General features: G+C 72.3%; 26 protein-coding genes and 1 other RNA gene. 18 read left to right on the top strand and 9 right to left on the bottom strand.

What is annotated here, in order from left to right; all coding sequences use genetic code 11:
• Nucleotides 1-3: 3 nt before the first annotated feature.
• On the bottom strand, nucleotides 4-1,044 hold the full coding sequence (locus tag KZ813_RS03365; protein WP_246616620.1) for a rod shape-determining protein: 1,041 nt from the start codon (nucleotides 1,042-1,044) through the stop codon (nucleotides 4-6).
• Between the two features lie 147 nt (nucleotides 1,045-1,191).
• Here KZ813_RS03365 and mutL point away from each other — a divergent pair, with 147 nt between their 5' ends.
• A complete protein-coding gene (mutL, locus tag KZ813_RS03360; RefSeq protein ID WP_219753564.1) occupies nucleotides 1,192-2,973 on the top strand; it encodes a DNA mismatch repair endonuclease MutL in 1,782 nt (593 codons plus the stop codon).
• A 148-nt stretch (nucleotides 2,974-3,121) separates the two neighbouring features.
• Here mutL and KZ813_RS03355 read toward each other — a convergent pair whose 3' ends face one another.
• From KZ813_RS03355 to rpsF, 4 genes are all read right to left on the bottom strand, one after another.
• Nucleotides 3,122-3,286 carry a hypothetical protein gene (locus tag KZ813_RS03355; protein ID WP_219753563.1) on the bottom strand — a complete coding sequence of 55 codons (165 nt, stop codon included), beginning with the start codon at nucleotides 3,284-3,286 and terminating at the stop codon, nucleotides 3,122-3,124.
• 414 nt (nucleotides 3,287-3,700) lie between these two features.
• The gene (gene rplI, locus KZ813_RS03350; protein WP_219753562.1) at nucleotides 3,701-4,294 is read right to left on the bottom strand and encodes a 50S ribosomal protein L9; all 594 of its coding nucleotides are present in this window, start codon (nucleotides 4,292-4,294) and stop codon (nucleotides 3,701-3,703) included.
• Between the two features lie 12 nt (nucleotides 4,295-4,306).
• Nucleotides 4,307-4,531 (bottom strand): 30S ribosomal protein S18, encoded by a 225-nt coding sequence (rpsR, locus tag KZ813_RS03345; RefSeq protein ID WP_007403456.1) that lies wholly within the window; start codon nucleotides 4,529-4,531, stop codon nucleotides 4,307-4,309.
• Complete coding sequence (rpsF, locus tag KZ813_RS03340) at nucleotides 4,531-4,959, bottom strand: 30S ribosomal protein S6 (protein ID WP_219753561.1); 429 nt, start codon at nucleotides 4,957-4,959, stop codon at nucleotides 4,531-4,533. Before rpsF ends, rpsR begins: the two co-directional genes overlap by 1 nt.
• Before the next feature lie 211 nt (nucleotides 4,960-5,170).
• Here rpsF and fabD point away from each other — a divergent pair, with 211 nt between their 5' ends.
• The 6 genes from fabD (at nucleotide 5,171) to mltG (ending at nucleotide 10,075) form a co-directional block, all read left to right on the top strand.
• Nucleotides 5,171-6,130 carry an ACP S-malonyltransferase gene (fabD, locus tag KZ813_RS03335; protein ID WP_219753560.1) on the top strand — a complete coding sequence of 320 codons (960 nt, stop codon included), beginning with the start codon at nucleotides 5,171-5,173 and terminating at the stop codon, nucleotides 6,128-6,130.
• A gap of 30 nt (nucleotides 6,131-6,160) precedes the next feature.
• Nucleotides 6,161-6,586 (top strand): GxxExxY protein, encoded by a 426-nt coding sequence (locus tag KZ813_RS03330; protein ID WP_219753559.1) that lies wholly within the window; start codon nucleotides 6,161-6,163, stop codon nucleotides 6,584-6,586.
• Nucleotides 6,587-6,589: 3 nt separating this feature from the next.
• Complete coding sequence (fabG, locus tag KZ813_RS03325) at nucleotides 6,590-7,330, top strand: 3-oxoacyl-[acyl-carrier-protein] reductase (protein WP_219753558.1); 741 nt, start codon at nucleotides 6,590-6,592, stop codon at nucleotides 7,328-7,330.
• A gap of 131 nt (nucleotides 7,331-7,461) precedes the next feature.
• Nucleotides 7,462-7,698: an acyl carrier protein gene (locus KZ813_RS03320; RefSeq protein WP_028056834.1), complete on the top strand. Its 237-nt coding sequence runs from the start codon at nucleotides 7,462-7,464 to the stop codon at nucleotides 7,696-7,698.
• A gap of 137 nt (nucleotides 7,699-7,835) precedes the next feature.
• On the top strand, nucleotides 7,836-9,095 hold the full coding sequence (gene fabF / locus KZ813_RS03315; protein WP_219753557.1) for a beta-ketoacyl-ACP synthase II: 1,260 nt from the start codon (nucleotides 7,836-7,838) through the stop codon (nucleotides 9,093-9,095).
• An 11-nt stretch (nucleotides 9,096-9,106) separates the two neighbouring features.
• The gene (mltG, locus tag KZ813_RS03310) at nucleotides 9,107-10,075 is read left to right on the top strand and encodes an endolytic transglycosylase MltG (RefSeq protein ID WP_219753556.1); all 969 of its coding nucleotides are present in this window, start codon (nucleotides 9,107-9,109) and stop codon (nucleotides 10,073-10,075) included.
• Between the two features lie 217 nt (nucleotides 10,076-10,292).
• Here the strand turns inward: mltG and KZ813_RS03305 are convergent, their stop codons facing one another.
• Both KZ813_RS03305 and KZ813_RS03300 read right to left on the bottom strand, forming a co-directional pair.
• Complete coding sequence (locus tag KZ813_RS03305) at nucleotides 10,293-11,306, bottom strand: alpha/beta hydrolase (RefSeq protein ID WP_373369252.1); 1,014 nt, start codon at nucleotides 11,304-11,306, stop codon at nucleotides 10,293-10,295.
• Between the two features lie 2 nt (nucleotides 11,307-11,308).
• The gene (locus tag KZ813_RS03300; protein ID WP_219753554.1) at nucleotides 11,309-13,708 is read right to left on the bottom strand and encodes a glycoside hydrolase family 3 protein; all 2,400 of its coding nucleotides are present in this window, start codon (nucleotides 13,706-13,708) and stop codon (nucleotides 11,309-11,311) included.
• A 147-nt stretch (nucleotides 13,709-13,855) separates the two neighbouring features.
• Here KZ813_RS03300 and KZ813_RS03295 point away from each other — a divergent pair, with 147 nt between their 5' ends.
• The 9 genes from KZ813_RS03295 to KZ813_RS03255 all read left to right on the top strand — a co-directional run bounded on the left by KZ813_RS03295 (nucleotide 13,856) and on the right by KZ813_RS03255 (nucleotide 20,466).
• The gene (locus KZ813_RS03295) at nucleotides 13,856-14,944 is read left to right on the top strand and encodes a LacI family DNA-binding transcriptional regulator (protein ID WP_219753553.1); all 1,089 of its coding nucleotides are present in this window, start codon (nucleotides 13,856-13,858) and stop codon (nucleotides 14,942-14,944) included.
• A 264-nt stretch (nucleotides 14,945-15,208) separates the two neighbouring features.
• Nucleotides 15,209-15,574 (top strand): response regulator, encoded by a 366-nt coding sequence (locus tag KZ813_RS03290; protein ID WP_219753552.1) that lies wholly within the window; start codon nucleotides 15,209-15,211, stop codon nucleotides 15,572-15,574.
• Between the two features lie 35 nt (nucleotides 15,575-15,609).
• A complete protein-coding gene (locus KZ813_RS03285) occupies nucleotides 15,610-16,680 on the top strand; it encodes a chemotaxis protein CheB (RefSeq protein ID WP_219753551.1) in 1,071 nt (356 codons plus the stop codon).
• Nucleotides 16,677-17,525, top strand: coding sequence for a CheR family methyltransferase (locus KZ813_RS03280; protein ID WP_219753550.1), 849 nt, complete (start codon nucleotides 16,677-16,679; stop codon nucleotides 17,523-17,525). The genes KZ813_RS03285 and KZ813_RS03280 overlap by 4 nt, the downstream gene beginning before the upstream one ends.
• A 19-nt stretch (nucleotides 17,526-17,544) precedes the next feature.
• The gene (locus tag KZ813_RS03275; RefSeq protein ID WP_308461770.1) at nucleotides 17,545-18,447 is read left to right on the top strand and encodes a DMT family transporter; all 903 of its coding nucleotides are present in this window, start codon (nucleotides 17,545-17,547) and stop codon (nucleotides 18,445-18,447) included.
• On the top strand, nucleotides 18,444-19,133 hold the full coding sequence (locus KZ813_RS03270; protein WP_219753549.1) for an N-acetylmuramoyl-L-alanine amidase: 690 nt from the start codon (nucleotides 18,444-18,446) through the stop codon (nucleotides 19,131-19,133). The genes KZ813_RS03275 and KZ813_RS03270 overlap by 4 nt, the downstream gene beginning before the upstream one ends.
• Before the next feature lie 40 nt (nucleotides 19,134-19,173).
• Nucleotides 19,174-19,566, top strand: an RNA gene (gene rnpB, locus KZ813_RS03265) — RNase P RNA component class A.
• 55 nt (nucleotides 19,567-19,621) lie between these two features.
• Entirely contained in the window at nucleotides 19,622-20,170 is a 549-nt protein-coding gene (locus tag KZ813_RS03260; RefSeq protein WP_219753548.1) for a J domain-containing protein, read from the top strand.
• Nucleotides 20,167-20,466: a thioredoxin domain-containing protein gene (locus tag KZ813_RS03255; protein ID WP_219753547.1), complete on the top strand. Its 300-nt coding sequence runs from the start codon at nucleotides 20,167-20,169 to the stop codon at nucleotides 20,464-20,466. The genes KZ813_RS03260 and KZ813_RS03255 overlap by 4 nt, the downstream gene beginning before the upstream one ends.
• A gap of 43 nt (nucleotides 20,467-20,509) precedes the next feature.
• On the opposite strand, the gene KZ813_RS03250 is transcribed toward KZ813_RS03255, so the two are convergent.
• Nucleotides 20,510-22,813 (bottom strand): patatin-like protein, encoded by a 2,304-nt coding sequence (locus KZ813_RS03250; RefSeq protein WP_258046373.1) that lies wholly within the window; start codon nucleotides 22,811-22,813, stop codon nucleotides 20,510-20,512.
• A complete protein-coding gene (locus KZ813_RS03245) occupies nucleotides 22,810-23,508 on the bottom strand; it encodes an endonuclease/exonuclease/phosphatase family protein (RefSeq protein ID WP_219753546.1) in 699 nt (232 codons plus the stop codon). Before KZ813_RS03245 ends, KZ813_RS03250 begins: the two co-directional genes overlap by 4 nt.
• A gap of 110 nt (nucleotides 23,509-23,618) precedes the next feature.
• Here KZ813_RS03245 and KZ813_RS03240 point away from each other — a divergent pair, with 110 nt between their 5' ends.
• Together KZ813_RS03240 and KZ813_RS03235 are read left to right on the top strand one after the other, a co-directional pair.
• Complete coding sequence (locus KZ813_RS03240; protein ID WP_219753545.1) at nucleotides 23,619-24,107, top strand: flagellar basal body-associated FliL family protein; 489 nt, start codon at nucleotides 23,619-23,621, stop codon at nucleotides 24,105-24,107.
• Between the two features lie 117 nt (nucleotides 24,108-24,224).
• Nucleotides 24,225-24,419 (top strand): hypothetical protein, encoded by a 195-nt coding sequence (locus KZ813_RS03235; protein WP_219753544.1) that lies wholly within the window; start codon nucleotides 24,225-24,227, stop codon nucleotides 24,417-24,419.
• Nucleotides 24,420-24,463 lie beyond the last annotated feature (44 nt).

The following is a 24,463-nucleotide window of genomic DNA, read 5'->3' as shown; positions in this document are numbered from 1 at the left end:
AGCTTACCCGTTCTGGAGAACCGCGCGGAACATCGGGTCCTCGAGCGCGCGGCCCGTCCCGATCGCGACGCAGATCAGCGGGTCGTCGGCGACCGTCACCGGCAGGCCGGTCTCGTCGCGCAGCACCTCGTCCAGTCCCTGGAGCAGCGCGCCGCCCCCGGTCAGCACGATGCCCTGGTCGACGATGTCGGCGGCCAGCTCGGGCGCGGTATTCTCCAGCGCGATGCGCACGCCGTCGACGATCGCGGCGACCGGCTCGCTCACCGCCTCGGCGATCTGCGCCTGGTTGATCTGGATCTCCTTGGGCACGCCGTTGACCAGGTCGCGGCCCTTGATGTGCACCGTCTTGCCGATACCGTCGATCGGCGGCTTGGCGCAGCCCAGCTCCTGCTTGATCCGCTCGGCGGTGGCCTCACCGATCAGCAGATTGTGGTTGCGGCGGACGTAGCTGACGATCGCGTCGTCCATCTTGTCGCCGCCGACGCGCACCGAGGTGGTGTAGGCCAGACCGCGCAGCGACAGCACCGCCACCTCGGTGGTGCCGCCGCCGATATCGACCACCATCGAGCCGACCGGCTCGGTGACGGGCATGTCGGCGCCGATCGCCGCCGCCATCGGCTCCTCGATCAGATAGACCGCGCTGGCGCCGGCGTTCTGCGCGGCGTCGCGGATCGCGCGGCGCTCCACCTTGGTCGAGCCCGAGGGAACGCAGATCACGATCTCGGGCCACCGCATGAAGCGGCGGCGGCCGTGCACCTTCTCGATGAAATATTTGATCATCTGCTCGGCGACGTCGATGTCGGCGATGACGCCGTCGCGCAGCGGCCGGATCGCCTCGATCGAGCCGGGGGTCTTGCCCATCATCAGCTTGGCGTCCTCGCCGACCGCCTTGACCCGCTTCTGACCGTTGATGGTCTCGACCGCGACGACCGACGGCTCGTTCAGGACGATGCCGCGCCCGCGCACGTACACCACCGTGTTCGCGGTGCCGAGATCGATCGCCATGTCGTGCGAGGTCATCTTGAACAAGCGCGAGAATACCATTGACGTAAGGGTCCGTTGTTCAGCGTGCCGGGCGGGGCGACCGGCCATGTTCGTCTATATCCGATCCGCGCGCCGCCGCCGTGAATCATGCGTGCAATTCTATCTGCGGGCTCGCGGGAAGCGGCGGCTTGGGCTAGGTGCTGCGCTGTGTCAATACGCCGGCTCCCCTCGCATCTGGTCAATCGCATCGCGGCGGGCGAAGTGGTGGAAAGACCGGCCAGCGCGTTGAAGGAGCTGGTCGAGAACGCGATCGACGCGGGCGCCACGCGGGTCGCGGTGGTGCTCGCCGCGGGAGGCGTCGAGCGCGTCGAGGTGGCGGACGACGGCTGCGGCATGACGCCGGACGAGATCGCGCTCGCGCTCGAGCGCCACGCCACCTCCAAGCTGCCCGACGACGCGATCGAGGCGGTCCGGACGCTGGGTTTCCGCGGCGAGGCGCTGCCCTCGATCGCCTCGGTGGCGCGGCTGACGATCGAGAGCCGCCCGCGCGGTGCCGAGGGATGGGCGCGCACCGTCGACAACGGCGCGGTCGAGCGCGACGGACCCGCCGCGCTGCCGCCCGGCACCCGCGTGGTGGTGGAGGGCCTGTTCGCGCGCGTGCCGGCGCGGCGCAAGTTCCTGCGCTCGCCGCGCTCGGAATATGCCAGCTGCCTCGATGTGGTGAAACGGCTGGCGATGGCTCGCCCCGACATCGCCTTCGCGGTCGAGCATGACGGCCGGCGCGTGCTGGCGGTGCCCGCGGCGGAGGGGCGACCGGCGCGAGTCGCCGCGTTGACCGACCGTGCGCTCGCGGAGAATTCGGTGGCGGTCGACCTGGCGCGCGACGGCCACGTGCTCGGCGGGGTGGCCGGGCTGCCGACCTTCCACCGCGGTGTGGCGGACCATCAATATCTCTTCGTCAACGGCCGGCCCGTGCGCGACCGGCTGCTGATCGGCGCGATCCGCGGCGCCTATGCCGAGATGATGCCGCGCGACCGCCACGCCGTGGTCGCCTTGTTCCTCGACGTCCCCGCGAGCGAGGTCGACGTCAACGTCCACCCGGCCAAGACCGAGGTGCGCTTCCGCGACCCCGCGCTGGTACGCGGCATGATCGTCTCGGGACTGCGCCGCGCGCTCGACGCCGCGGGGCATCGCGTCGCGCACTCGGCGCCCGCCGACATCGGCGCGCTGTGGCACGCCGAGCCGACCGTGGCGCCGGTCGCGGCGCCGTCGTTCGGCTACGACGCGGCGCCGCGCGGCCACGATCCCGCGGCTGCGACGCTGCTGCGCGACCGCCGCGCCACCTTCCTGACGCCGCCACCGCAGGCGCGCGCCGAGGCGAACTGGGCGCCCCCGCCCGAGCGCGACGACTTCCCGCTCGGCGCCGCGCGCGGGCAGGTCAACAAGACCTATATCGTCGCCGAGGCGCAGGACGGGCTGGTGCTGGTCGACCAGCATGCCGCGCACGAGCGGCTGGTGCTCGAGCGGATGCGCGCCGCGCTCGCGGGCGGGCGCGTGGCGAGCCAGGCGCTGCTGATCCCCGAGGTAGTCGAGCTCGACGAGCCCGCCTGCGACCGGCTCGAGGCGCGCGCCGCCGAGCTCGCCGACTTCGGGCTCGAGCTCGAGCGGTTCGGCGCGCGCGCGATGCTGGTGCGCGCCACCCCCGCGCTGCTCGGCAGCGGCGACCCGACCGCGCTGGTGACCGATCTCGCCGACGAGCTCGCCGCCTATGACGAGGCGCTGTCGCTGCGCGAGCGGCTCGACGCGGTGGCGGGGACGATGGCGTGCCACGGCTCGGTCCGCGCCGGGCGCGTGCTGTCGCCCGCCGAGATGAACGCGCTCCTGCGTGAGATGGAGGCGACGCCGCACTCGGGCCAGTGCAACCACGGCCGCCCGACCTGGGTGAAGCTGGACTTCACCGACATCGAGAAGCTGTTCGCGCGGCGGTGAGGCGCGGGGCGTTTCCGTCATTCCCGCGGCGTCATCCTGAACTCGTTCCAGGATCCACGATGCCGCGTGAGCGACCTAGGCGGCGCCTGCGGGCCGGTGGACCCTGAGACAAGCTCAGGATGACGCCGTCGAGTGAGGGTGTGTGCGCCTATTCCTTCCGCTTCGTCCCGCTCGCCGGCACCTGCGACAGCCGCGTCAGCAGCAGCGGGAGGTCCTGCGTTATATAGGTGTCGGTCGGCACCGTGACGCTCGATCGCAGCGCCTTGCCGAGCGCGCTGAGCCGCTCTCTCTTCTCTCGATCCGCCGCCTGCACGACCCACAATCCTCACGCTGATACTATCGACTCGCCGCCCCCGACCGGGACGCGCGGCGCTCGCCTCGCTGGATCAACCCGCCCGCCGGGCGCGCGTTCCGCGGCGCGCGCCGGCTCGTCGCAGGCGGACACGCTTCGTCGCTGCTTTTTCGTTCAGGCCCGGGAAACCTTCTCGGCCCGCGCGCATTCTCACCGGCGATCCAGCACTACAGGTCGCACCATGAGCAAGATTATGCCGCTAGTTCTAGCACTTGTCCCGCTCGCCGCGGTAGTCGGCGCGGTCGTCACGGTGCCCTGAACCGAGAGCCCCCCGGGCGTCGCTTCCCCCACCCCCCGCCGCGGCGCCCAACGGAAAGGCCCGCCTGGATCGATCCAGGCGGGCCTTTCTGTATCACCTCGGACGGTGGCGCGGGGTCAGCCCTGCGCCGGCTCGTCCTGCGCCTCGGCGGTCGCGCCCGGCTCGGCGTTGGGGTCATAGTCCTCGGTGAAGCCGCCCTGGTCGCGGCCTTCCTCGAACACCTGCGCCATGACGTCGACGCCCTGCGACTGCATCTCGGCCTCCTCGGGCGAGCGAGCGACGTTGACCTTCACCGTCACCGCCACCTCGGGGTGGAGCTGCACGCGCACGTCGTACACGCCGATCGCCTTGATCGGACGGTCGAGCACGACCTGGCTCTTGGTCACCTTGTGACCGTCGGCCTCGAGCGCCTCCACCAGGTCGCGCACCGCGACCGAGCCGTACAGCTGGCCGGTGTTCGACGACTGGCGGATCAGCGTGACCTGCGCGTCCTTGAACGAGCCGGCCTCCTTCTCCGCGTCCGAGCGACGCGACGCGTTCTCGGACTCGATGCGCGCGCGATTGGCCTCGAACACCTTGCGGTTGGCCTCGTTGGCGCGCAGCGCCTTCTTGCGCGGCAGCAGGAAGTTGCGGGCGAACCCGTCCTTCACCTTCACCACGTCGCCGATGCCGCCGAGCTTCTCGACGCGCTCAAGCAGAATGACGTCCATCTGCTCTTCTCCTTACTTCACGACGTAGGGCAGCAGGCCCAGGTGGCGGGCGCGCTTGATCGCCTGCGCCAGCTCGCGCTGCTTCTTGGCGCTCACCGAGGTGATGCGCGACGGGACGATCTTGCCGCGCTCGGACACGAAGCCCTGCAGCAGACGGACGTCCTTATAGTCGATCCGCGGCGCGTCCTTCGCGCTGAACGGGCACGACTTGCGGCGGCGGAAAAACGGGCGCGCCATTATGCGTTCTCCTCTTCGCGGTCGCGACGCGGACGGTCGCCCCGATCGCCGCGATCCCCGCGGTCCCCCCGCTCGCCGCGCTCACCGCGGCGCTCGCGGTCGCGCTCCTGCTTGCGCATCATCACGGTCGGGCCCTGCTCGTGCTCGTCGACGCGCACGGTCATGTAGCGGATGACGTCCTCGTTGATGCTGGTCTGACGCTCCAGCTCGGCGACGGTGTCGCCCGGCGCGTCGATCTCCAGCATCACGTAATGCGCCTTGCGGTTCTTCGCGATGCGATAGGCGAGGCTGCGCAGCCCCCACGTCTCGGTCTTGACGATCGTGCCGCCGTGGTCGGTGACGACCTTGGTCGCGGCCTCCGCCAGCGCGTCCACCTGCGCCTGTGCCAGATCCTGGCGCGCAAGGAACACATGCTCGTACAGAGCCATGCATGTACCTCTATGTTGGCCGATCGCTGACGGGCACCCCATGTGCCACGCCCCTCCGGCTGTCGTGCAACAGCAAGGGGCGGGAGAAGCAACAGCCTCCCGCCCCGAGTGGGCGCGCTATGGCGCAGAACGCCCGGTCGTGCAAGTCCCCCGCCGGTTGACCGTGACCGGGCGCCGCCCTAGCAGCGCAGCCTTTCCAAGGAGAGGCACGATGCGCGCGTTCATCTTCCCCGGTCAGGGCAGCCAGGCGGTCGGCATGGGCGCCGCGCTCGCCGACGCCTCGCCGGTCGCGCGCGAGGTGTTCGGCGAGGTCGACGAGGCGCTCGGCCAGAACCTGCGCCGGCTGATGGCCGAGGGGCCGGCCGACGAGCTGACGCTGACCGAGAACGCGCAGCCCGCGATCATGGCCAACGCGCTGGCCACGCTCCGCGTGCTGACACGCGAGGGCGGCGTCACGCTGGCGGACAAGGCCGACTATGTCGCCGGCCACTCGCTCGGGGAATATAGCGCGTTGTGCGCGGCCGAGACGTTCGACCTCGCCACCACGGCGCGGCTGCTGAGGCTGCGCGGTCGCGCGATGCAGGCGGCGGTGCCGGTGGGCGAGGGGGCGATGGCGGCGCTGCTCGGCGCCGACGTCGCCAAGGCCGAGACGATCGCGGGCGCCGCGCTCGACTCGATCCTGGCCGAGGGCGGGGAACCGCTCGTGTGCACCGTGGCGAACGACAACGACCCGTCGCAGGTGGTGATCTCGGGCCACCGCGTCGCGGTCGAGCGCGCGGTGGCGTTGGCCAAGGAACTCGGCGCCAAGCGCGCGGTGCTGCTGCCGGTCTCGGCGCCGTTCCACTGCGCGCTGATGGAGGATGCCGCGCGCGCGATGGAGGCGGCGCTGGCCGAGGCCGAGCTGCGCGCGCCGCTGGTGCCGGTCTACGCCAACGTCGACGCCGCCGCGGTGGCCGACCCCGGCGCGATCCGCCGGCTGCTGGTGGAGCAGGTGACGGGCCGCGTGCGCTGGCGCGAGTCGGTGCTGGCGATGGTCGCGGCCGGCGTGACCGAGTTCGTCGAGTTCGGCGGCAAGGTGCTCGGCCCGATGGTCAAGCGCATCGCGCCCGACGTCGAGGCGGTGAGCGTGGTGTCGATGGACGACGTCGAGGCGCTGCTAAGAAGGATGTGAGATCTCACGCGAAGACGCGAAGGCGCGAAGATGGTGGATGTCGAGCGGGCCGCGGCGGACACGATTGACGTAGCGATCCGCTTGCATCGGGAGCTAGGGCCCGGTCTACTCGAGAGCGTCTATGAGACGGTCCTCGCCGCGACGCTGACACGGCTCGGCTACGAGGTGCAACGGCAGCTTCCGATATCCTTCGCGTTTGACGGCATGAGGTTCGAAGACGCCTTTCGCGTCGACCATCTGATCGGGCGGCGGTTGGTGGTCGAGCTCAAGTCGGTCGAGCGGCTCAATGCCGCTCATATGAAGCAGCTGCTGACCTATCTCAGATTGTCGAACAGACCCATAGGATTGCTTATCAATTTTGGCGGCGCCACGTTGAAGGAGGGGCTCCGCCGCATCGTCAACAGCCACACCGACTTCGCGTCTTCGCGTCTTCGCGTGAACCATAACACGGAGTGAAGCATGTTCGACCTCACAGGCATGACCGCGCTGGTCACCGGCGCCTCCGGCGGGATCGGCTCCGCCATCGCCGAGGGCCTCGCGGCGCAGGGCGCGCGCCTCGCGGTGTCGGGGTCGAACGCCGACAAGCTCGAGCGCTTCCGCGCCGAGCTGGGCGGTGACCATGTCGCGCTCGCCTGCGACCTGTCCGACGCCGCCGCGGTCGACGCGCTGGTGCCGCGCGCGGTCGAGGCGCTGGGCGGCAAGCTCGACGTGCTCGTCAACAACGCCGGCGTCACGCGCGACAATCTCGCCATGCGGATGAAGGACGACGAGTGGGACCAGGTCATCCGCGTCAACCTCGAGGCCGCGTTCCGGCTGGTCCGTGCCGCCGCCAAGCCGATGATGAAGGCGCGCTTCGGGCGGGTCATCTCGATCACCTCGGTGGTGGGGCAGACGGGCAACCCCGGGCAGGCGAACTACGCCGCCTCCAAGGCCGGGCTGGTCGGCCTGTCCAAGGCGCTGGCGCAGGAGCTCGCCAGCCGCAACATCACGGTGAACTGCGTCGCGCCGGGCTTCATCCGATCGGCCATGACCGACGTGCTGCCCGAGGCGCAGAAGAGCGCGCTGCTCGGCCGCATCCCCGCGGGCGACCTCGGCCGCGGCGAGGACATCGCCGCGGCGGTGGTGTATCTGGCGTCGCGCGAGGCCGGCTACGTCACCGGGCAGACGCTGCACGTCAACGGCGGGATGGCGATGGTCTGAGCCGCTGGGGCGGCGAACCGCGGGTGGCAGGGGGGTGGAGCGGGTTAATCGCACCCTTGCCACGGGACCGAGCCCGTTCTACCTGCGTTCAGCAATTCGAAACCTACCCCCCAATTGAAAGAGGGAAAGCTATGAGCGAGACCGCCGACCGCGTGAAGAAGATCGTCGTCGAGCATCTCGGCGTCGAGGCCGACAAGGTCACCGAAGACGCCAGCTTCATCGACGATCTGGGCGCGGACAGCCTCGACATCGTCGAGCTGGTGATGGCGTTCGAGGAGGAGTTCGGCGTCGAGATCCCCGACGACGCTGCCGAGAAGATCTCGACCGTCAAGGACGCGATCACCTATATCGACGAGCACAAGGGCTGAGGAACGGGGGGAGTCCTCCCGCTCTCGCGAGCTGATTTGAGCGGCTCTCCGTCCTCGGCCAGGGGGTGGGGAGCCGTTTCGTTTGGAAGGACCGGCGGCGCGACGCGTGACGCGGCGCCGGGGGAGAAGGAAAGTCTATGCGCCGTGTCGTCGTCACCGGTCTCGGCCTCGTCACCCCGCTCGGGGCCGACGTGGAGACCGTCTGGGCCAATCTGATCGCCGGCAAGTCGGGCGCCGGGCCGATCACGCGCTTCGACGCGTCGGACCAGAAGTGCCGCATCGCGTGCGAGGTGAAGCCGGCGGGTCACGATTATGGCTTCGACGCGTCGAAGCGGGTGGACCATAAGATCCAGCGCCAGGTAGACCCCTTCATCGTCTACGGCATCGACGCCGCCAGCCAGGCGCTCGAGGACGCCGGACTAACCGAGATGAGCGAGGCCGAGCGCTTCCGCGCCGGCGCCTCGATCGGCTCCGGCATCGGCGGCCTGCCGGGCATCGCCAGCGAGTCGCTGGTGTGCGAGAACAAGGGGCCGAGCCGCGTCTCGCCGCATTTCGTCCACGGCCGGCTGATCAACCTCATCACCGGCCAGGTCACGATCAAATACGGGCTGATGGGCCCCAACCACGCGGTGGTGACCGCCTGTTCGACCGGCGCGCACTCGATCGGCGACGCGGCGCGGATGATCGCGATGGACGACGCCGACGTGATGCTGGCGGGGGGCGCGGAGGGCGCGATCTGCCCGCTCGGCATCGCCGGCTTCGCGCAGGCGCGCGCGCTGTCGACCAACTTCAACGACACGCCCGAGAGGGCGAGCCGGCCCTATGACAGAGACCGCGACGGCTTCGTCATGGGCGAGGGCGCGGGCGTGGTGGTGCTCGAGGAATATGAGCGGGCCAAGGCGCGCGGCGCCAAGATCTACGCCGAGGTGATCGGCTACGGCCTGTCCGGCGACGCCTATCACGTCACCGCGCCGCACCCGGAGGGGTCGGGCGCGTACCGCTCGATGGAGATGGCGCTGCGCAAGTCGGGGCTGAGCCTCGCCGACATCGATTATATCAACGCGCACGGCACCTCCACCCCGCTCGGCGACGAGCTCGAGCTCGGCGCGGTGCGGCGGCTGTTCGGCGACGATATCGGCGGCCTGTCGATGAGCTCGACCAAGTCGGCGATCGGCCATCTGCTGGGTGGCGCCGGCGCGGTGGAGAGCATCTTCTGCATCCTCGCGCTGCGCGACCAGATCGTGCCGCCGACGCTCAACCTCGACAATCCGAGCGAGAGCTGCACCGGAGTCGATCTCGTCCCGCACACCGCGAAGAAGCGCCAGGTGCGCGCCGTGCTCAACAACAGCTTCGGCTTCGGCGGGACGAATGCCTCGCTGGTGATGACGTCGATCTGACGTAGGACGCCATGCGCCGGCTCGGCTGCCTGGGACTGATCGTCGCGCTGCTGCTGTTCGGCGCGGGCGTGTGGGTGGCGCAGGGCTGGAAGGGCGCCGGCCCGCTCCGGCGCGACGTCGCCGTCACCGTCGCCGAGGGTAGCTCGCTCGCTGGCGCGGCCAGGGCGCTCGAGCGCGCCGGTGTGATCGCCTCGGCGCAGCGCTTCCGCCTTCAGGCGCGGCTGTTCGGCAGCGGCACGCCGATCCGCGCGGGCGAATATGCCATCCCCGCGCGCGCCAGCGCGTCGCAGGTGCTGGCGCTGCTGCAGAGCGGCAAAGTGGTGCAGCGGCTGGTGGTGATCCCCGAGGGGCTGCCCGCGGTGATGGTGCGCGACGTGCTGCTGCGCGCCGACGCGCTGAGCGGCGACGTCGCGGTGCCCGCGGAGGGCTCGGTGCTGCCGGACGGCTATGCCTTCGAGCGCGGCGAGCCGCGCGCCGCGGTGCTGTCGCGGATGCAGCGCGCGATGCGCGACTATATCGCCGCGGCCTGGGCGCGGCGCAGGCCGGCGACGGCGGTGACCTCGCCGCGGCAGGCGCTGGTGCTCGCCTCGATCGTCGAGAAGGAGACCGGCAAGCCCGCCGAGCGGCGCATGGTGGCGGCGGTCTATTCCAACCGGCTGCGGCTGGGCATGCCGCTCCAGGCCGACCCGACCGTGATCTACCCGATCACCCAGGGCCGCCCGCTCGGCCGCCGCATCCGCCAGAGCGAGCTCCACGCGAGGAACGGCTACAACACCTATGCCTCGGCGGGGCTGCCGGTCGGCCCGATCGCCAATCCCGGGCGAGCGTCGATCGACGCGGTGCTCGACCCGGCGCCGTCGCGCGCGCTCTATTTCGTCGCCGACGGCAGCGGCGGGCACGTCTTCGCCGACACGCTGGAGCAGCATAACGCCAACGTGAAGCGCTGGTTCGCGATCCGGCGCGCGCGCGGGGAGATGTGAAGGGGGGCACCAGGCGAGTGCAGGATGAGTGGCGGCCGTGTGGAGTTGCCGCTCCCGCCTCCTCACCGTTCGTCATCCCCGCGCAGGCGTGGATCCAGACGCGAGAACGTCCCGCTTCTAGTCGCAAGCTCAGCGTGTCTGGATTCCTGCCTTCGCAGGAATGACGAATGTTGCCGTCGTGGAGGCCGTTCCCAACCGGGTCGCCCCCTGCGCGCCGTCACCCCGTCGTCGGAAACACCCGCTGCCTTGCCGCATAAGCGGCGAACAGCCTGGGCCACACCGACGCCGGCGCGCTGTCGGGCAGGCGCGTGCCGAAGCCGTGGCCGCCCTGGTCGAAGGCGTGCAGCTCGGCCGGCCGCTTCGCCGCGAGCAGCGCCTGATACAAGGCCAGGCTGTTGGCGATCGGCACGGTCTCGTCGTCGCTGGCGTGGACGAGGAAGACCGGCGGCGTGTCGGCGGTGACGCGGCGCTCGACCGAGGCGTCGCGGCGCTGCGCGTCGCCCGACGGCGTGCCGAGCAGGTTGTCGCGCGAGCCCTCGTGGGTGAACGGCTCGGCCAGCGTCACCACCGGGTAGATCAGCCCCGCGAGATCGGGCCGCGCCGACAGGTCATCGGCGGCGTCGACGGGCGCGTAGCAGGGCTCGGCGTGGCGCGTCGCGAGGCTGCCGGCGAGATGCCCGCCCGCGGAGAAGCCGAGCACCGCGACCCGCTTCGGGTCGACGCCATGGTCGCCGGCGCGCGCGCGGATCAGCCGCACCGCGCGCTGCGCGTCCTGCAGCGGCACGAGCGCGCGATTGGCCCAGCCTTCCGCTGGCAGGCGATAGGAGAGGATGAAGCAGGTGACGCCCAGCTTGTTGAGCCAGCGCGCCTGTTCCTCGCCCTCATTGTCCCAGGCGATGAAGCCGTAGCCGCCGCCCGGGATCAGCAGCACCGCGGCGCCGTTGGCGCGCGCCGGCCGCCGCACCGTCAGTCCCGGCCGTGCGACGCCGGTGACCCAGCGGTCGTTGACGCCCGCCTCCTTCGAGCGCTGCTCGATCTTGGGCGTCGGCAGCGTCGCGGGCGCGCCCGGCGCGGCGTCGGGCCAGAGCTGGATCGTCGCGCCCGGTATGTCGCCCGACGCGGCGGGCGCCGCCTCGGCGAGCGCCCAGGCGGGCGTGGGAGCGGCGAGCGGCGCGGCGGCGAGCGCGGCGACCACGGTGCGGCGGCTGGGTGGGTTCTTGGGCAGGTCCATCGTCATGCGCCGGGACATACCGCACCGGCGGGGTCGGTGGCGAGACGGATATCCGAGATCGCGACCGCGAACGGCGCGGTCGCACTTACCGCCACCGGCGCGTCGACCGCCTCCATGTTGGTGCCCGCGGTGCGAAAGCATTTCAGCGGCACGCGCAGCACGTGCCAGCCGGCGGCCGAGTCGAGCGCGCGCGCGACGTCGACCTTGCCGCCGCCCATGGCGAGCGTCACCGGGCCGCTGGCGGCCTTGTCGACGCGGTAGCTGAGCTGGAGGTTGAGGTCGGCGTTGGTCTCGCGCACCAGCGACAGCGCCGGGCCGGTGATCCGCGCGCTCCCGGCGCCGCGCCAGCTCAGCTGCACCGCACCCTCCTGCGCGGTGGCGCTGTCCACCGCGGCGCGGGTGACCGTCGGGTCGAGCGTCAGCTGGAACGGCGCCGGCACGCGCCCGCGCGCGAAGAACAGGCTGGTGTTCGCCAGGCTGGCATCGACCCCGGCCTCCTCGCTGAGCGTCGGCACGCTGCCGCCGCTGGCGTAGCTCAGCCCGTAGCCGAAGGAGAACAGCGGGTCATAGCCGGGCGCGCCGCGGTTGAGCGTGAACTGCCCCGCGGTCTTGGGCCAGCTGAAGGAGAGCTTGCCGTGGAAGTCGCGCTGACCGCCGACCAGCACGTCGGCGACGCCCTCGCCCTCCGAACCGGGGAACCAGGCGGCGACGAAGGCGTCCGACTGGTTGAGCTCGGGGTTGACCCACAGCGGCCGGCCCGAGAGGAACACCGAGACGGTCGGCACGCCCGCGGCCTTCAGCTTCTTGAGCAGCCCGAGCGCCTGTTTGTCGCCGGCCTCGAACTCGAGCGTGCGCACGTCGCCGCGCATCTCGGCATAGGGCTGCTCGCCGAAGACGACGATCGCGACGTCGGGCTTCGTCGCGAAGCTGCCGTCGCGCGACAGCGTCGCGGTGCCGCCACCCGCCTTGGCCGCGGCGGCGATCCCGGCGTAGATCGAGGTCGCGCCGGGGAAATCGGCGTTGGTGTTGCCGTCGCCCTGCCACGACAATGTCCAGCCGCCCGCCTGGCGGCCGATGTCGTCCGCGGCGTCGCCGACGACCAGGATGTCGGCGCTCGCCTTGACCGGCAGCACGCCGTCGTTCTTGAGCAGCACCAGGCTCTTCGCGACCGCCTCCCGCGCCACCGCGCGATGCTCGGCAGAGCCGACCGTCGCGCCGCGTGCCTCCCACGGCCGCGCCGGGTCGAACAGCCCGAGCTTCATCTTGACGCGCAGGATGCGGCGCACCGCGTCGTCGACCCGCGTCATCGGCAGCTTGCCTGCCTTCACCGCCGCGAGCGTGGTGTCGTACATGCCCTTCCAGCTGTCCGGCGCCATCGCCATGTCCAGTCCCGCGGCGAAAGTGGCGGGGCAGTCGGTGTTGGTGCAGCCCGGCACCTGGCCGTGGCCGTTCCAGTCGCCGACGACGAAGCCCTCGAAACCCATGCGGCCCTTGAGCACGTCGGTCAGCAGCGAGCGGTTGCCGTGCATCTTCTGGCCGTTCCAGCTCGAGAAGCTGGCCATCACCGTCATCGCGCCGGCGTTGATCGCGGGCGGGTAGCCCGCGGCGTGGACCTTGATCAGCACGTCCTCGTCGACCCGCGCGTCGCCCTGGTCGACGCCGTCCCTGGTGCCGCCGTCGCCGAGGAAATGCTTGGGGCTGGCGGCGACATGGCCGCGCTGGATGCCCTGCTGGCCCGGCACGCCCTGCAGCCCCTCGACCATCGCGCCGGCGTAGGAGGCGACCACCGCGGGGTCCTCCGAATAGCCCTCGTACGCGCGGCCCCAGCGATCGTCCTGCGGCACCGCCAGCGTCGGGCCGAACGCCCAGTCGATCCCCGCCGCGGCGGTCTCCTCGGCGGTGACCGCGCCGATGCGGCGGATCAGCGCGGGATCGCGCGTCGCGCCGAGCGCGCTGTTGTGCGGGAAGAGTGTCGCGCCGACGACGTTGTTGTCGCCGTGCACCGCGTCGACGCCGAACATCAGCGGGACGGCGACGTGGCCGGCGCGCTTCTCCAGCGCCACCGCGTTGAAGGCGCGCGAGGTGGCGACCCAGGCGGCGGCGGGCGAGCGGTCCGGCGCGCCCAGCGGCGGCGAGCTGCCCCCCGCCAGGATCGAGCCGAGCGGGTAGCGGCGCAGGTCCTCGGGTTTGATCGAGCCGATGTCGGCCTGGATCATCTGCCCGACCTTCTCCTCCACCGTCATCCGCCGCAGCAGCGCGGTGACCTTGGCCTCGGTCGCGGCGTCGACCAGGCCGACGCTCTTGGCCGCGGGCCAGCGCGCGGGATGCGCGACCTGCGCGACGCCGGCAGTGGCGCTGCCGGCGAGCAGCAGCGCCAGCGAGATCTGCGAGAAACGCCCCATTCTTCCCCTCCCATGACGGGCCGCCGCTGCCGAGCAGGCGGCGGTCCCGCGACGGCGACGAACATAGAAGCGCGGCGATGAGAACGCTATCAGCATTTTCGTCGCGGCGACTAGCCGCGGCGGCTTTTACTGGTACGTAACGCAGCCATGAGTGGGGACATCCGCAGGGCGCGCGGCAGCGGATCGCGCCAGACCGGGGCGCCGACGATCGCCCATGTGGCACAGCTCGCCGGCGTCTCGACCATGACGGTGTCGCGCGTGATCAACGGCGAGAACAACGTGCGCGAGGCGACGCGCGCGGCGGTGCGCGAGGCGATCCAGCGGCTCGACTATGCGCCCAATCGCGCCGCGCGCAGCCTGGCGGGCGCGTCGCAGGTGCGGCTGGGGCTGCTCTACAGCAATCCCAGCGAGGCGTATCTCAGCGCCTTCCTGCTCGGCAGCCTCGACGAGGCGGGGCGCGGCGACATCCAGCTGGTGGTGCAGAAATGCGATCCCGGCGAGCACGAGGCCGAGGTCGCCGAGCGGCTAGTCGCCTCGGGGGTCGACGGCATCATCCTGCCGCCGCCCCTGTGCGACTCGCCGCCGGTGTTGGAGGTGCTGCTCGCCGCGAGGGTGCCGACCGTGGTGGTGGCGACCAGCAGCTCGCCCGACGGCATCGGCCGGGTCTCGATCGACGATCGCGCCGCCGCGCACGCGATGACCGCGCACCTGCTCGCGCTCGGGCACCAGCGGGTCGGCTTCATCACGGGCAACCCCAATCTCACCGCGAGCGAGGAGCGGCTGGCAGGCTATCGCGACGCGCTGGCGGCGGCCGGGCTGCCGGCGGACGAGGCGTTGGTGGCGCGCGGGCTGTTCAGCTATCGCTCGGGGCTCGACGCGACCGAGGAGCTGCTCGACCTCGCCCAGCCGCCCAGCGCGATCTTCGCCAGCAACGACGACATGGCGGCGGCGAGCGTCGCGGTGGCGCATCGGCGCGGCCTCGACGTGCCGGGCGACCTCACCGTGGTCGGTTTCGACGACAGCACGCTCGCGACGACGATCTGGCCCGAGCTCACCACGATCCACCAGCCGATCGCGGACATGAGCCGCGCCGCGGTGCGGATGCTGACGCAGATGCTGCGCGCGCGCCGCGACGGTGCCGCGGCAAGCGCGCCCGACCTCGTGCTCGACCATACGCTGGTACGGCGGCAGTCGGACGCCGCGCCGCGGCGCCGGCCGGGGGCACGGGCGCGGTGACGGAGGGGGAGGGGAGGCGGTGCGCGCCCGGCCTCCCCGCATACCACCTCGCACGGTATCGAGGACCTCTCCGGTCCGGACCCGATAGGCGCTGAGCGGCCTGGGAACCGTGCGGACCGATCGCGCGCGGGAGGGGAGGGCGGTGGCGCCCCCGCGCCGCGCCCCGAGGTGAGGCGGCCGCGACAGTTTTCCCGTCGCCGTTAACGCCAAACTTACCCCTCGCGCCGCACAAGCAGGCCACGCTTGGTATCGCAGGACCGCCCGATGAAGACTTGCCTGATCGTCGATGACTCCAAGGTGATCCGCAAGGTCGCCCGGCACATCCTGGAGACGCTCGACTTCACCGTTTCCGAGGCGGGCGACGGGCGCGAGGCGCTCACCGCCTGCCGCGCCGCCTGCCCCGACGTGATCCTGCTCGACTGGAACATGCCCGTGATGAGCGGCATGGAGTTCCTCCGCGCGCTCGGCGACGAGTCGCTGCCGGCGCGGCCCAAGGTGGTGTTCTGCACCACCGAGAACGGCATGGCGCACATCCGCGCGGCGATCGAGGCCGGCGCCGACGAATATGTCATGAAGCCGTTCGATCGCGAGACGCTGCAGAGCAAGCTCCAGATCGTCGGCGTCGCCTGACGCCAGCACCCGCCGCCCCCCGGCCGATCGCTGCCATGCCGCAGTCCGCGTCCTCTCTGGCCCCGCCACGCGGCACGGTGCCGCGCGTGCTGATCGTCGACGATTCCGCGGTCGCGCGCGCCGCGCTCGGCCGCTACGTCGAGGCGAGCGGGCGGTTCGAGCTGGCCGGCGCTGTCGGCGACGCCTCGCGCGCGCTCGCCTTCCTAGCGACGCAGCGCGTCGACGTGATCCTGCTCGACCTCGAGATGCCGCGGCAGAGCGGGATCGACGCGCTGCCGCAGCTGCTCGTCGCCGGCGCGGGCGCGCGCGTGCTGATCGTGTCGAGCGCCGCGGCCGAGGGCGCCGAGGTGACGATGCGCGCGCTCGCGCTCGGCGCCGCCGACACGCTGGTCAAGCCGGTCGCGGGCGCCTTCGCCAGCCGCTTCGGTGATACGCTGCTGGCGCGGCTCGACGTGCTCGCCGGTCCGGCGGCCCTGCCCGAGCCGGCGCGCCGCGTGATCGCGCCAGCGCCGCTCGTCGCCGCCGCGCCCGCCTTCGACGCGATCGCGATCGGCGCCTCCACCGGCGGCATCCACGCGCTGGCCTCGCTGCTCGCGGCGGTGCCCGCGGCGGTGACCCAGCCGATCCTCGTCACCCAGCATCTGCCGCCGTCCTTCTCGCCCTATTTCGCCGCGCAGGTCGGCGTCTCGGCCAAGCGCCCGAGCCTGATCGCGCAGGAGCATGGCCGCGTCCGCCCTGGCGAGGTGGTGATCGCGCCGGGCGACGCGCACCTCGTCGCGCACGCGCTCCCCGACGGCGGCGCGGCCACGCGGCTGTCGCAGGCGCCCGCGCCGACCGGCAACCTGCCCTCGGTCGACCCGATGTTCGCCAGCCTCGCCGCGGTCTATGGCCCGCGGCTGCTCGCGATCGTGCTGAGCGGCATGGGGCGCGACGGGCTCGAGGGCGCACGCGCGGTGCGCGACGCCGGCGGCACCGTGCTGGTGCAGGACCGCGGCAGCTCGGTGGTATGGGGCATGCCGGGCGCGGTCGCCAAGGCAGGGCTGGCGCATGGCGTGATGTCGCCGGCCGAGCTGGGCGCCACGATCGCCGCGGGGGGAAGCCGATGAGCGCGACGGCGCACGGCCAGCCGACCATCGACGCCGGCTCGGCCCAGGTCTTCGCCGCGCTGCTCGAGGCGCGCACCGGCCAGCGCATCGCCGCCGGCCGCAGCTGGAAATTCGACGCCGCGCTGAAGCCGCTGCTCCAGTCGCTCGGGCTCGATCGGATCGAACAACTCACGGCGAGGCTGATGGAACGTCACGACACCGTACTCGCCGACCGGATCGTCGACTCGCTGCTCAACCAGGAGACCAGCTTCTACCGCGACGCGGGGGTGATCGAGGCCGCCGCCAAGCTCGTGCAGGAGCAACCCGCGCCGGCGCGCGTGTGGTGCGCCGCCTGCGCCACCGGGCAGGAGCCGCTGTCGCTCGCGATGCTGTTCGCCGAGGCGGGCGGGCCGATGCCCGAGATCGTCGCCACCGACGTCTCCGCCGCCGCGCTCGCCCGCGCGCGCGCCGGCAGCTACAGCCAGTTCGAGATCCAGCGCGGCCTGCCGATCCGGCGCATGATGCGATGGTTCGAGAGCGCGCCCAACGATCACTGGGTGGCGCAGCCCAAGCTGCTCGCGACCATCGCCTATCGCCGCCAGAATTTGGTCACGGACCCCGCGCCGGCCGGCACGTTCGACCTGATCCTGTGCCGCAACGTGCTGTTCTATCTCGCGCCCCACCTGCGCGAGCAGGTGCTGGAGCGGCTCGCCGCGGCGCTGAAGCCGAGCGGGGTGCTGCTGCTCGGCGCGGGCGAGACGGTGATCGGCCAGTCGGAGCGGCTGCGCCCGTGCAGGCGCGCGCGCGGCTTCTACGAGCGGGTCGGCGCGCCCGATACGCCGGAGCGGCTTTACACCGCGCGCTAAGTCCGCGATCCGGCGTGGCGTGAGCAGCGCCGCCCCGACCACCGCCACCCCCTTCGGCGCGCGCGACCTCGCCGTGGTGGTGATGATGAACCTGCTGTGGGGGCTCAACATCGTCGCGGTGAAGGTGGCGGTCGCGCTGGTCCCGCCGATCACCGCGGGGATGCTGCGCCAGTCGATCGTGCTGCTGGTCTGTGCCAGCGCGCTGCGGATCGTGCCGGGCAAGATGGTGCCGCTGCTCGGGCTGGGCGTGCTCTCGGGCGGGCTGTTCTACGTCTTCATCAATCTCAGCCTGGCGGTGTCGGACAATGTCGGCGCACTGGCGATCGCGGGGCAGCTCGGCGTGCCCTTCTCGCTGCTGCTCGCGATCGTGGTGCTGCGCGAGCGGATCCACGCCCCGCGCGTGATCGGCATCCTGCTGGCCTTCGCCGGCGTCGGCCTGCTGGTGTTCGATCCGGCCGCGGCGCGCGAGGGGCTGGGGCTAGCGCTGACCGCCGCGAGCAGCCTGGTGTGGGCGGTGTGCTCGCTGATCCAGCGCCGGCTGATCGGTGTGCCGGTGCTCACGATCTATGCCTGGATCGGGCTGCTCGGCACGCTGACGCTGGCGCTGACCTCGTGGTGGGTCGAGCCCGGCGCGATCGCGGCGTTGCCGCGCGCGCCGATCGCGGCGCTGCTGCCGATCGCCTTCTCCGGCATCGGCTCGACCGTGCTCGGCCACGGCTCGATGATGTGGCTGCTGCAGCGCCATCCGGTCTCGACCGTCACGCCGCTGACGCTCGCCGCGCCGGTGGTCAGCGTCCTCGCGGCATCCTATTGGTTTGACACGCCGCTGACCTGGCCGATGGTGGCGGGAGGCGCGGTGGCGATGCTGGGGGTGGCGATCGTGACGATCCGGACGGCGACGAGGAGCGAGCGGACAGCATGAGATGCGTCGAGGCGCCGTCGCCCAATTTCAACGAGCGCGAGCTGCCGATCTCGATGATCGTGCTCCATTACACCGGCATGCGCAGCGCCGAGGAGGCGATCGCGCGGCTGCGCGACCCGGCGGCCGCGGTGTCCAGCCACTATGTCGTCGACGAGGACGGCACGATCCTGCGGCTGGTCGACGACGACAAGCGCGCCTGGCACGCGGGCAAGTCGCACTGGCGCGACGTCGACGACGTCAACTCGGCCTCGCTCGGCATCGAGATCGTCAACCCCGGGCACGAGTTCGGCTACCGACGCTTCCCCGAGCCGCAGGTCGACGCGGTGATCCGGCTCGTCGCGCACCTCAAGGACCATCACGAGATCACGCGCGGCAACATCGTCGGCCATTCCGACGTCGCGCCGACGCGCAAGCGCGACCCCGGCGAGCTGTTCCCTTGGCACCGGCTGGCGCGGCTGCGGCTGGCGCTGCCGCGCCCGACCAAGAACCTGATGGACCCGTTCTGGAGCGAGCCCGCCTTTTGCCTCGCGCTCGAGCGCTTCGGCTATGACGTGAGCGACCGCATGGCCGCGATCATGGCGTTCCAGCGGCGCTTCCGCCCCGAGCTGATCGACGGGGAGATCGACGCCGAGTGCCGCATGATCCTGCTCGCGCTGCTGCTGCCGCGGCCGCAGGGCGACGACTGACGCTTCCCATCCGGCGCCGCAGCCGCTACGGGCGGCGGCGCCAGGGGGCCGGGCGGCCGCGTCACGCGTCAGCGTGCCGAGGAAAGTCCGGGCTCCACGGAACGACGGTGGCGGGTAACGCCCGCCGGCCAAGGGCGCGAGCCCGCGGTCAGGGACAGTGCAACAGAGAGCAGACGGCCACGGCTTCGGCCGGGCCAGGGTGAAAGGGTGCGGTAAGAGCGCACCGCGCGGCCGGCAACGGTCGCGGCACGGTAAACCCCACCGGGAGCAAGACCGAATAGGGGCGGCAGGGGCGCGTTCGCGCGCCCGGGGCGTGTTCCCGCTCGCCGCCCGGGTTGGTCGCTGGAGCGCGTCGGCGACGGCGCGCCGAGAGGAATGGTCGCCCAGTCCCGAGAGGGACGGACAGAACCCGGCTTACAGGTCCCCTGGCATTTTCGCCGCCGCGCTCGCTTGGCGGGCGCGGCGGCGAACCCTATGTGCCGGGGCGCATGGCACGTATTCCCACCCGCTCGAACGACTGGGGTTTCCCGCGCTGGCGCGGCTATGGCGCGGGGCGCGAGGCGACGAACCTGCGGCTGTGCGACCGTCACGGCTGCGAGGAGCCGGGCGACTGCCCCGCGCCCAAGTCGCCCAACAGTCCCGATCGCTGGTATTTCTGCCAGACGCACGCGGCCGAGTACAACCGCGGCTGGAACTATTTCGAGGGCCTGTCCGCCGAGGAGGCCGCGGCGCGCGGGGCCGACGAGCGCCGCGACGCGGGCGGCTATCAGCAGTCGCGCCACCAGGCCTGGGCGGGCCCGGGCGACGGCACGCGCTCGCGCGACGAGATGCGCGCGCTGGACGTGCTGGAGCTGGAGGTCGACGCCTCGTTCGACGACGTGCGGCTGGCGTGGCGCCGGCTCGCCAAGTCGAACCACCCCGACGTGCGCCCGGGCGACGCCGAGGCGGCCAAGCGCTTCCAGGCGATCCAGGCCGCCTATGAGGTGCTGCGCGCCGCGGAGGACGCGCGGACGTGGAAGCCGCGCGCCGAGGCGTGAAGGACGAGGTCCGCGCGCGCTGGGGCGGCGCATTGCTGGTGTGCGGCAAATGCTCGAAGAAGCTGGGCGGCGGGTTCGGGCGCAAAGGCAGGAGCTCGCTCGCCAAGGCGCTCCGCGCCGAGCCGGGGCTGGGCAAGCGGCGCGAGGCGGCGCTCGGCGTGGTCGAGGTGCGCTGCCTCGGCGTGTGCCCGCGCGGCGCGGTGACGCTGGTCGACACGCGCGTGCCCGATCGCTGGCGGCTGGTCGAGCCGGGCGCGGACGTGGCGGCGCTCGCGGCCGGGCTGCACGGGGAGTAAGGCCGCGGTCGCCGGCGGCGCGGTCAGGCGCCGCGCCCCGCCGTCATCCCACCTCGCGCCGCAGCGTCGCCACCAGCCCGGGCGAGGCGGTCAGCCGCGGTTCCTCCTCGTCGAGGATGGCGCGGAAGGCGGCGCGCTTGATCGCGGCGACTCGACCAGGGCGCAGTCGCGTCGCCGCGGGCAGCGTCGAGACCGCGATGTCGATCATCCGCTCCGCGCCGTGCAGCCGCCCCCACAGATAGTCGTTCTCGCGATAGGCGCGGCTGAAGAACGCGCCGAAGCTGTTGAACTGGATCCCCTTCAGCGTCGCGGCCGCGCCGCCCGAGCGGATCGAGCGGGCATCGTCGGGCGAGACGCGGTCGACCTTGATCGGGTCGAACTCGTCGAGGCCCTCGCCCTGCAGCAGCGGCAGCGTCGCCACGTCGACGAAGGGGAAGCCGAGATAGTTGAGCAGCATCGGCCGCCGCACCTCGCGCGGCACCGCGGCGAGCGCGGCGGCCATCCGCGCGTCGGTGGCGGCGTCGCGCCCGGTGAGGTCGAGCGAGGCACCGAAGGCGTCGAGCAGCGGCGCCGCGTCGTCGCGCAGCGCGCGCACGTCGCGCCGCAGCGCCGCGTGCGTGTCGGTGCGCTTGGCGGCGAGATAGTCGGTCAGCGAATCGTAGATCGCGTCGCGCAGCGGCTGGAGCACCGCGGCGCTCGCCTCGCGCTCCAGCTCGCCGAGCCGGCGCGCGAGCAGCCGCAGCCGGCGCACGCGAAAGTTGAGGTCGAAGGTGCGCAGGAAGGCGACCATCGCGTCGCTCGCGCCCCCGGCATGGACCGCGTCGGCGCCGAGCCCGCGCGCGGCGATCGCGGCGTCGAGCCGCTGGCGCGTGCGGCCCCAGCGCTGCGCCCCCGGCGCGCCGCCGACCGCGTGCAGCAGCGCCGCGATGAACTCGACCACCCCCGCCGCTTTGAGCTGGCCGTAGCCGACATAGCCATAGCCGGCGCGCTCGGCCGCGGCGTCCTGGGCGCGGCGACGCCACGCCACCAGCCGCGCCGGGGTCGGGCGGTCGAGGAAGAAGGTGCGGCCGAACAGCTCCTCGATCGCGGCGTCGACCTGGGGGCGGATCGCCTCGGTGATCGCGCGCATCCGCTCGATCCGGCGGGAGCGCTCGGCGAGCGCCTCGAGATTGTCGCGGATCGGCTGCTGGCGCGGCAGCTCGCTGATCGCGCCGAGGATCGTCTGGAAGAAGCCCGGCGGCCCCGCGCCGCCGGCGCCCAGCGAGAGTTTATGCCCGGGCGAGGGGTCGACGTAGACGAAGCGGCGGTCGATCTCGCGCTTGGCGGGGCGCTCGCGCAGCGCGTCGATCGCCGGGCGGAAGGGGGCGTTGGCGAGCACCGAGCCGTCGATCAGCACCGCGCGCTCGGCGGCGCGCGCCGCGGCGTGGCGCGGCAGGACGCGCTCGAGGAAGTCGCGTCGCCCCGGCCAGCGGCGGCGCCGCGCGCGCAGCACGCGGTCCAGCTCGGCGACGGTGAAGGGCGGGAAGGCGCCGGGGAAGCTCGACGTCGCGCGCGCGGCGAAGGCGAGCTCGGGGACGGCGGCGAGCGTGTCGAGCGCGACGCCGTGGTCGGTGAACGGCAGCACCAGCCGGTGCTCGGTCTCCATCACCTCGGGCGGGGAATGGAGCTCGAGCCGCTCGGGGTGGCCGCCGAAGTCGGTCACGGTGACGAACAGGTCGAGCGGCTGGCCCGGCGGCAGCAGCCGCGGCCCGCGCGGGGCCGTCGCCATGGCCTCGAAGGCGTCGAGCAGCATGCCCGTGAAGCCCTCGCCCGAGAAGGGCGGCTCGAACCAGCGCGAGCGGACGAAGTGCGAGAGCTTGGCGCGCACCTCGTCGCGCGTCGCCTCGTCGAGCGCCTCGAGCTGGTCGGCGCTGCGCCCCGCCGCCATCCAGGCGAGCGGCAGCGCCCACATCTTGGAGAAGCGCGAGGCGGGCGCGGCGTCGGCGTCGATCAGTCGCTCGACGTCGGCGCCGTCGAGCCACAGGTCGGTGAGCGGGTCGAGCGACTGCCCGCTCGCGATCGCCTGTGCCAGGAACACGCCGTTGATCCCGCCCGCGCTGGCGCCCGCGACGATGTCGGGCAGCACGCGCACCCGCCAGCGCGCGCTCTCCTCGATCTCGTCGAGCAGCGCGCGATAGACCTGGGCGCTGGCGCCGTCGCACGGCGCGTCGTCGCGCGCCGCGCGGCTGGCACGCGCGAGGTGCCACACCTCCTTGACGATGCCGTGCATGTAGACCGCCAGGCTGATCCCGCCGTAGCAGACGAGCGCGAGCCGCAGCTCCTTCTCGCGCACCGCCGCCCGACTCATGCGGCGACGATCTCCGCCCAGATCGGCAGATGGTCGGAGGCGACTCGGGCGGCAGGGGACTGGTGCACGCCGCAGGCGGCGACCCGGAGCGCGCGCGACACCATGATCCGGTCGAGCCGCGCGATCGGGCGGCGCGCGTGGAAGCTCGGCCCGGTGTCGGCGAAGTGGAAGTCGCGCGCGAAGTCGCTGAGGCAGCCCGAGGCGCGGCTCCACTCGTTGAGATCGCCCATCATCACCGTCGCCGGGCCGGGGGCGCGGTGTGCGGCGTGCTGGAGGATCGCCGCCGCCTGGCGCCGGCGCCAGAGGCCGGAGAGGTCGAGGTGCATGCCGATCACGCGAACCGCCACGCCCCCGACCGCCACGTCGACGCTGACCGCGCCGCGCGGCTCGAGCGCGGGCAGATGGAGCTGCTGACAGTCGAGGATCGTCGCCGACTTGCGCACCAGCAGCGCGTTGCCGTGCCAGCCCATGCTGGTGGCGCGCATGCCGAGCCCGACCGAGCGCCAGTCGCCGTGCTCCTCGAGCAGGTGCGGGCTGAGCACCGCGGCACGCTGGCCGAAGCGGCGATCGGCCTCCTGCAGCGCGACCACGTCGGCGTCGATCTCGCGCAGCACCTGGAGGATCCGCTCGGGGTTGCGGCGGCGGTCGGTGCCGATCGCCTTGCGGATATTGTAGCTGGCGACCTTGACCCTCATCGCACGCGTAACGAGTCGGATCGGCCGGCGGTTGCAGCGGGCGTCGCTGCTTAGCGTGAAGGTAACCACCTGCCGCTACGGTGCGCCACGACACAGCGGGTGGACGCGGGATGAAGCGAGGGATCAAGCTGGCAGCGGTGCCGCTGGCGGCGGTGCTGGTGGTCGGACTGGGCGCGGCGGGCGGCGTGATGCTGTCGCGCGACGGCGTCGCTGCCCGGGTCGAGTCGGACGTGCGCGCGGACGCGACGTCCCCCGCGCCGACGGTGCTGCCGGTGCAATTCTACGCGTTCGATCCGCCGCTGACCGTCAACATCAAGGACACGGACGCGGTGCTGCAGGCGGGCGTGTCGGTCAGCACGCGCGATCCCAAGGTGCTCGACGCGCTCAAACGCGACGACCCGGCGCTGCGCTCGGCGATGATCCTCGCCTTCGGTGACGCCAGCGAGGCGGCCGACATGACCGACGCGGGCAAGCAGCAGCTGCTCGGCGCGATCGCGGGCGCGGTGAATCGCCAGCTCGCCGCCGACGGCTACAGGGCAAGGGTCGACGCCGCCTATTTCACCGACTTCATCGTCCAGGGCGGCAGCGACGACCAGTGACGCGGGCGCGACGCGTCGTTGGAACGGCGCGTCGCCCGGCCGGTTTGTGACACTTCGATGGCGCACGCGAGTGTGCCGAGCGCGACCGCTGCGGTCGGGACGAACCGGAGAGATGGTGTGAGCGCCAGGATCTGCACCAGCGTGCCGTTGGTCGCCGCGCGCGACGGCGCGGTCGTCATCGAGTCGAGCTGCGGTCGGTCGTTCAGCGTCACCGCGGAGGTGGCGATGCAGATGAGCGAGCACCTCATCCGCAGCGCGGCGCGCGCGCGCGGCCAGCACCGCATGGCCGAGCAGCAGACGGGAGAGGCCTAAGCGTCTCCGGCACATCGGAGCTCGCCGCGCCGGGCGTTCCGACG

The sequence above is a fragment of the Sphingomonas folli genome (assembly GCF_019429525.1).
Lineage (GTDB): Bacteria > Pseudomonadota > Alphaproteobacteria > Sphingomonadales > Sphingomonadaceae > Sphingomonas > Sphingomonas folii.
Note: the sequence above shows the minus strand (reverse complement) of the source record. Positions and strands in the feature narration are given on the sequence as shown.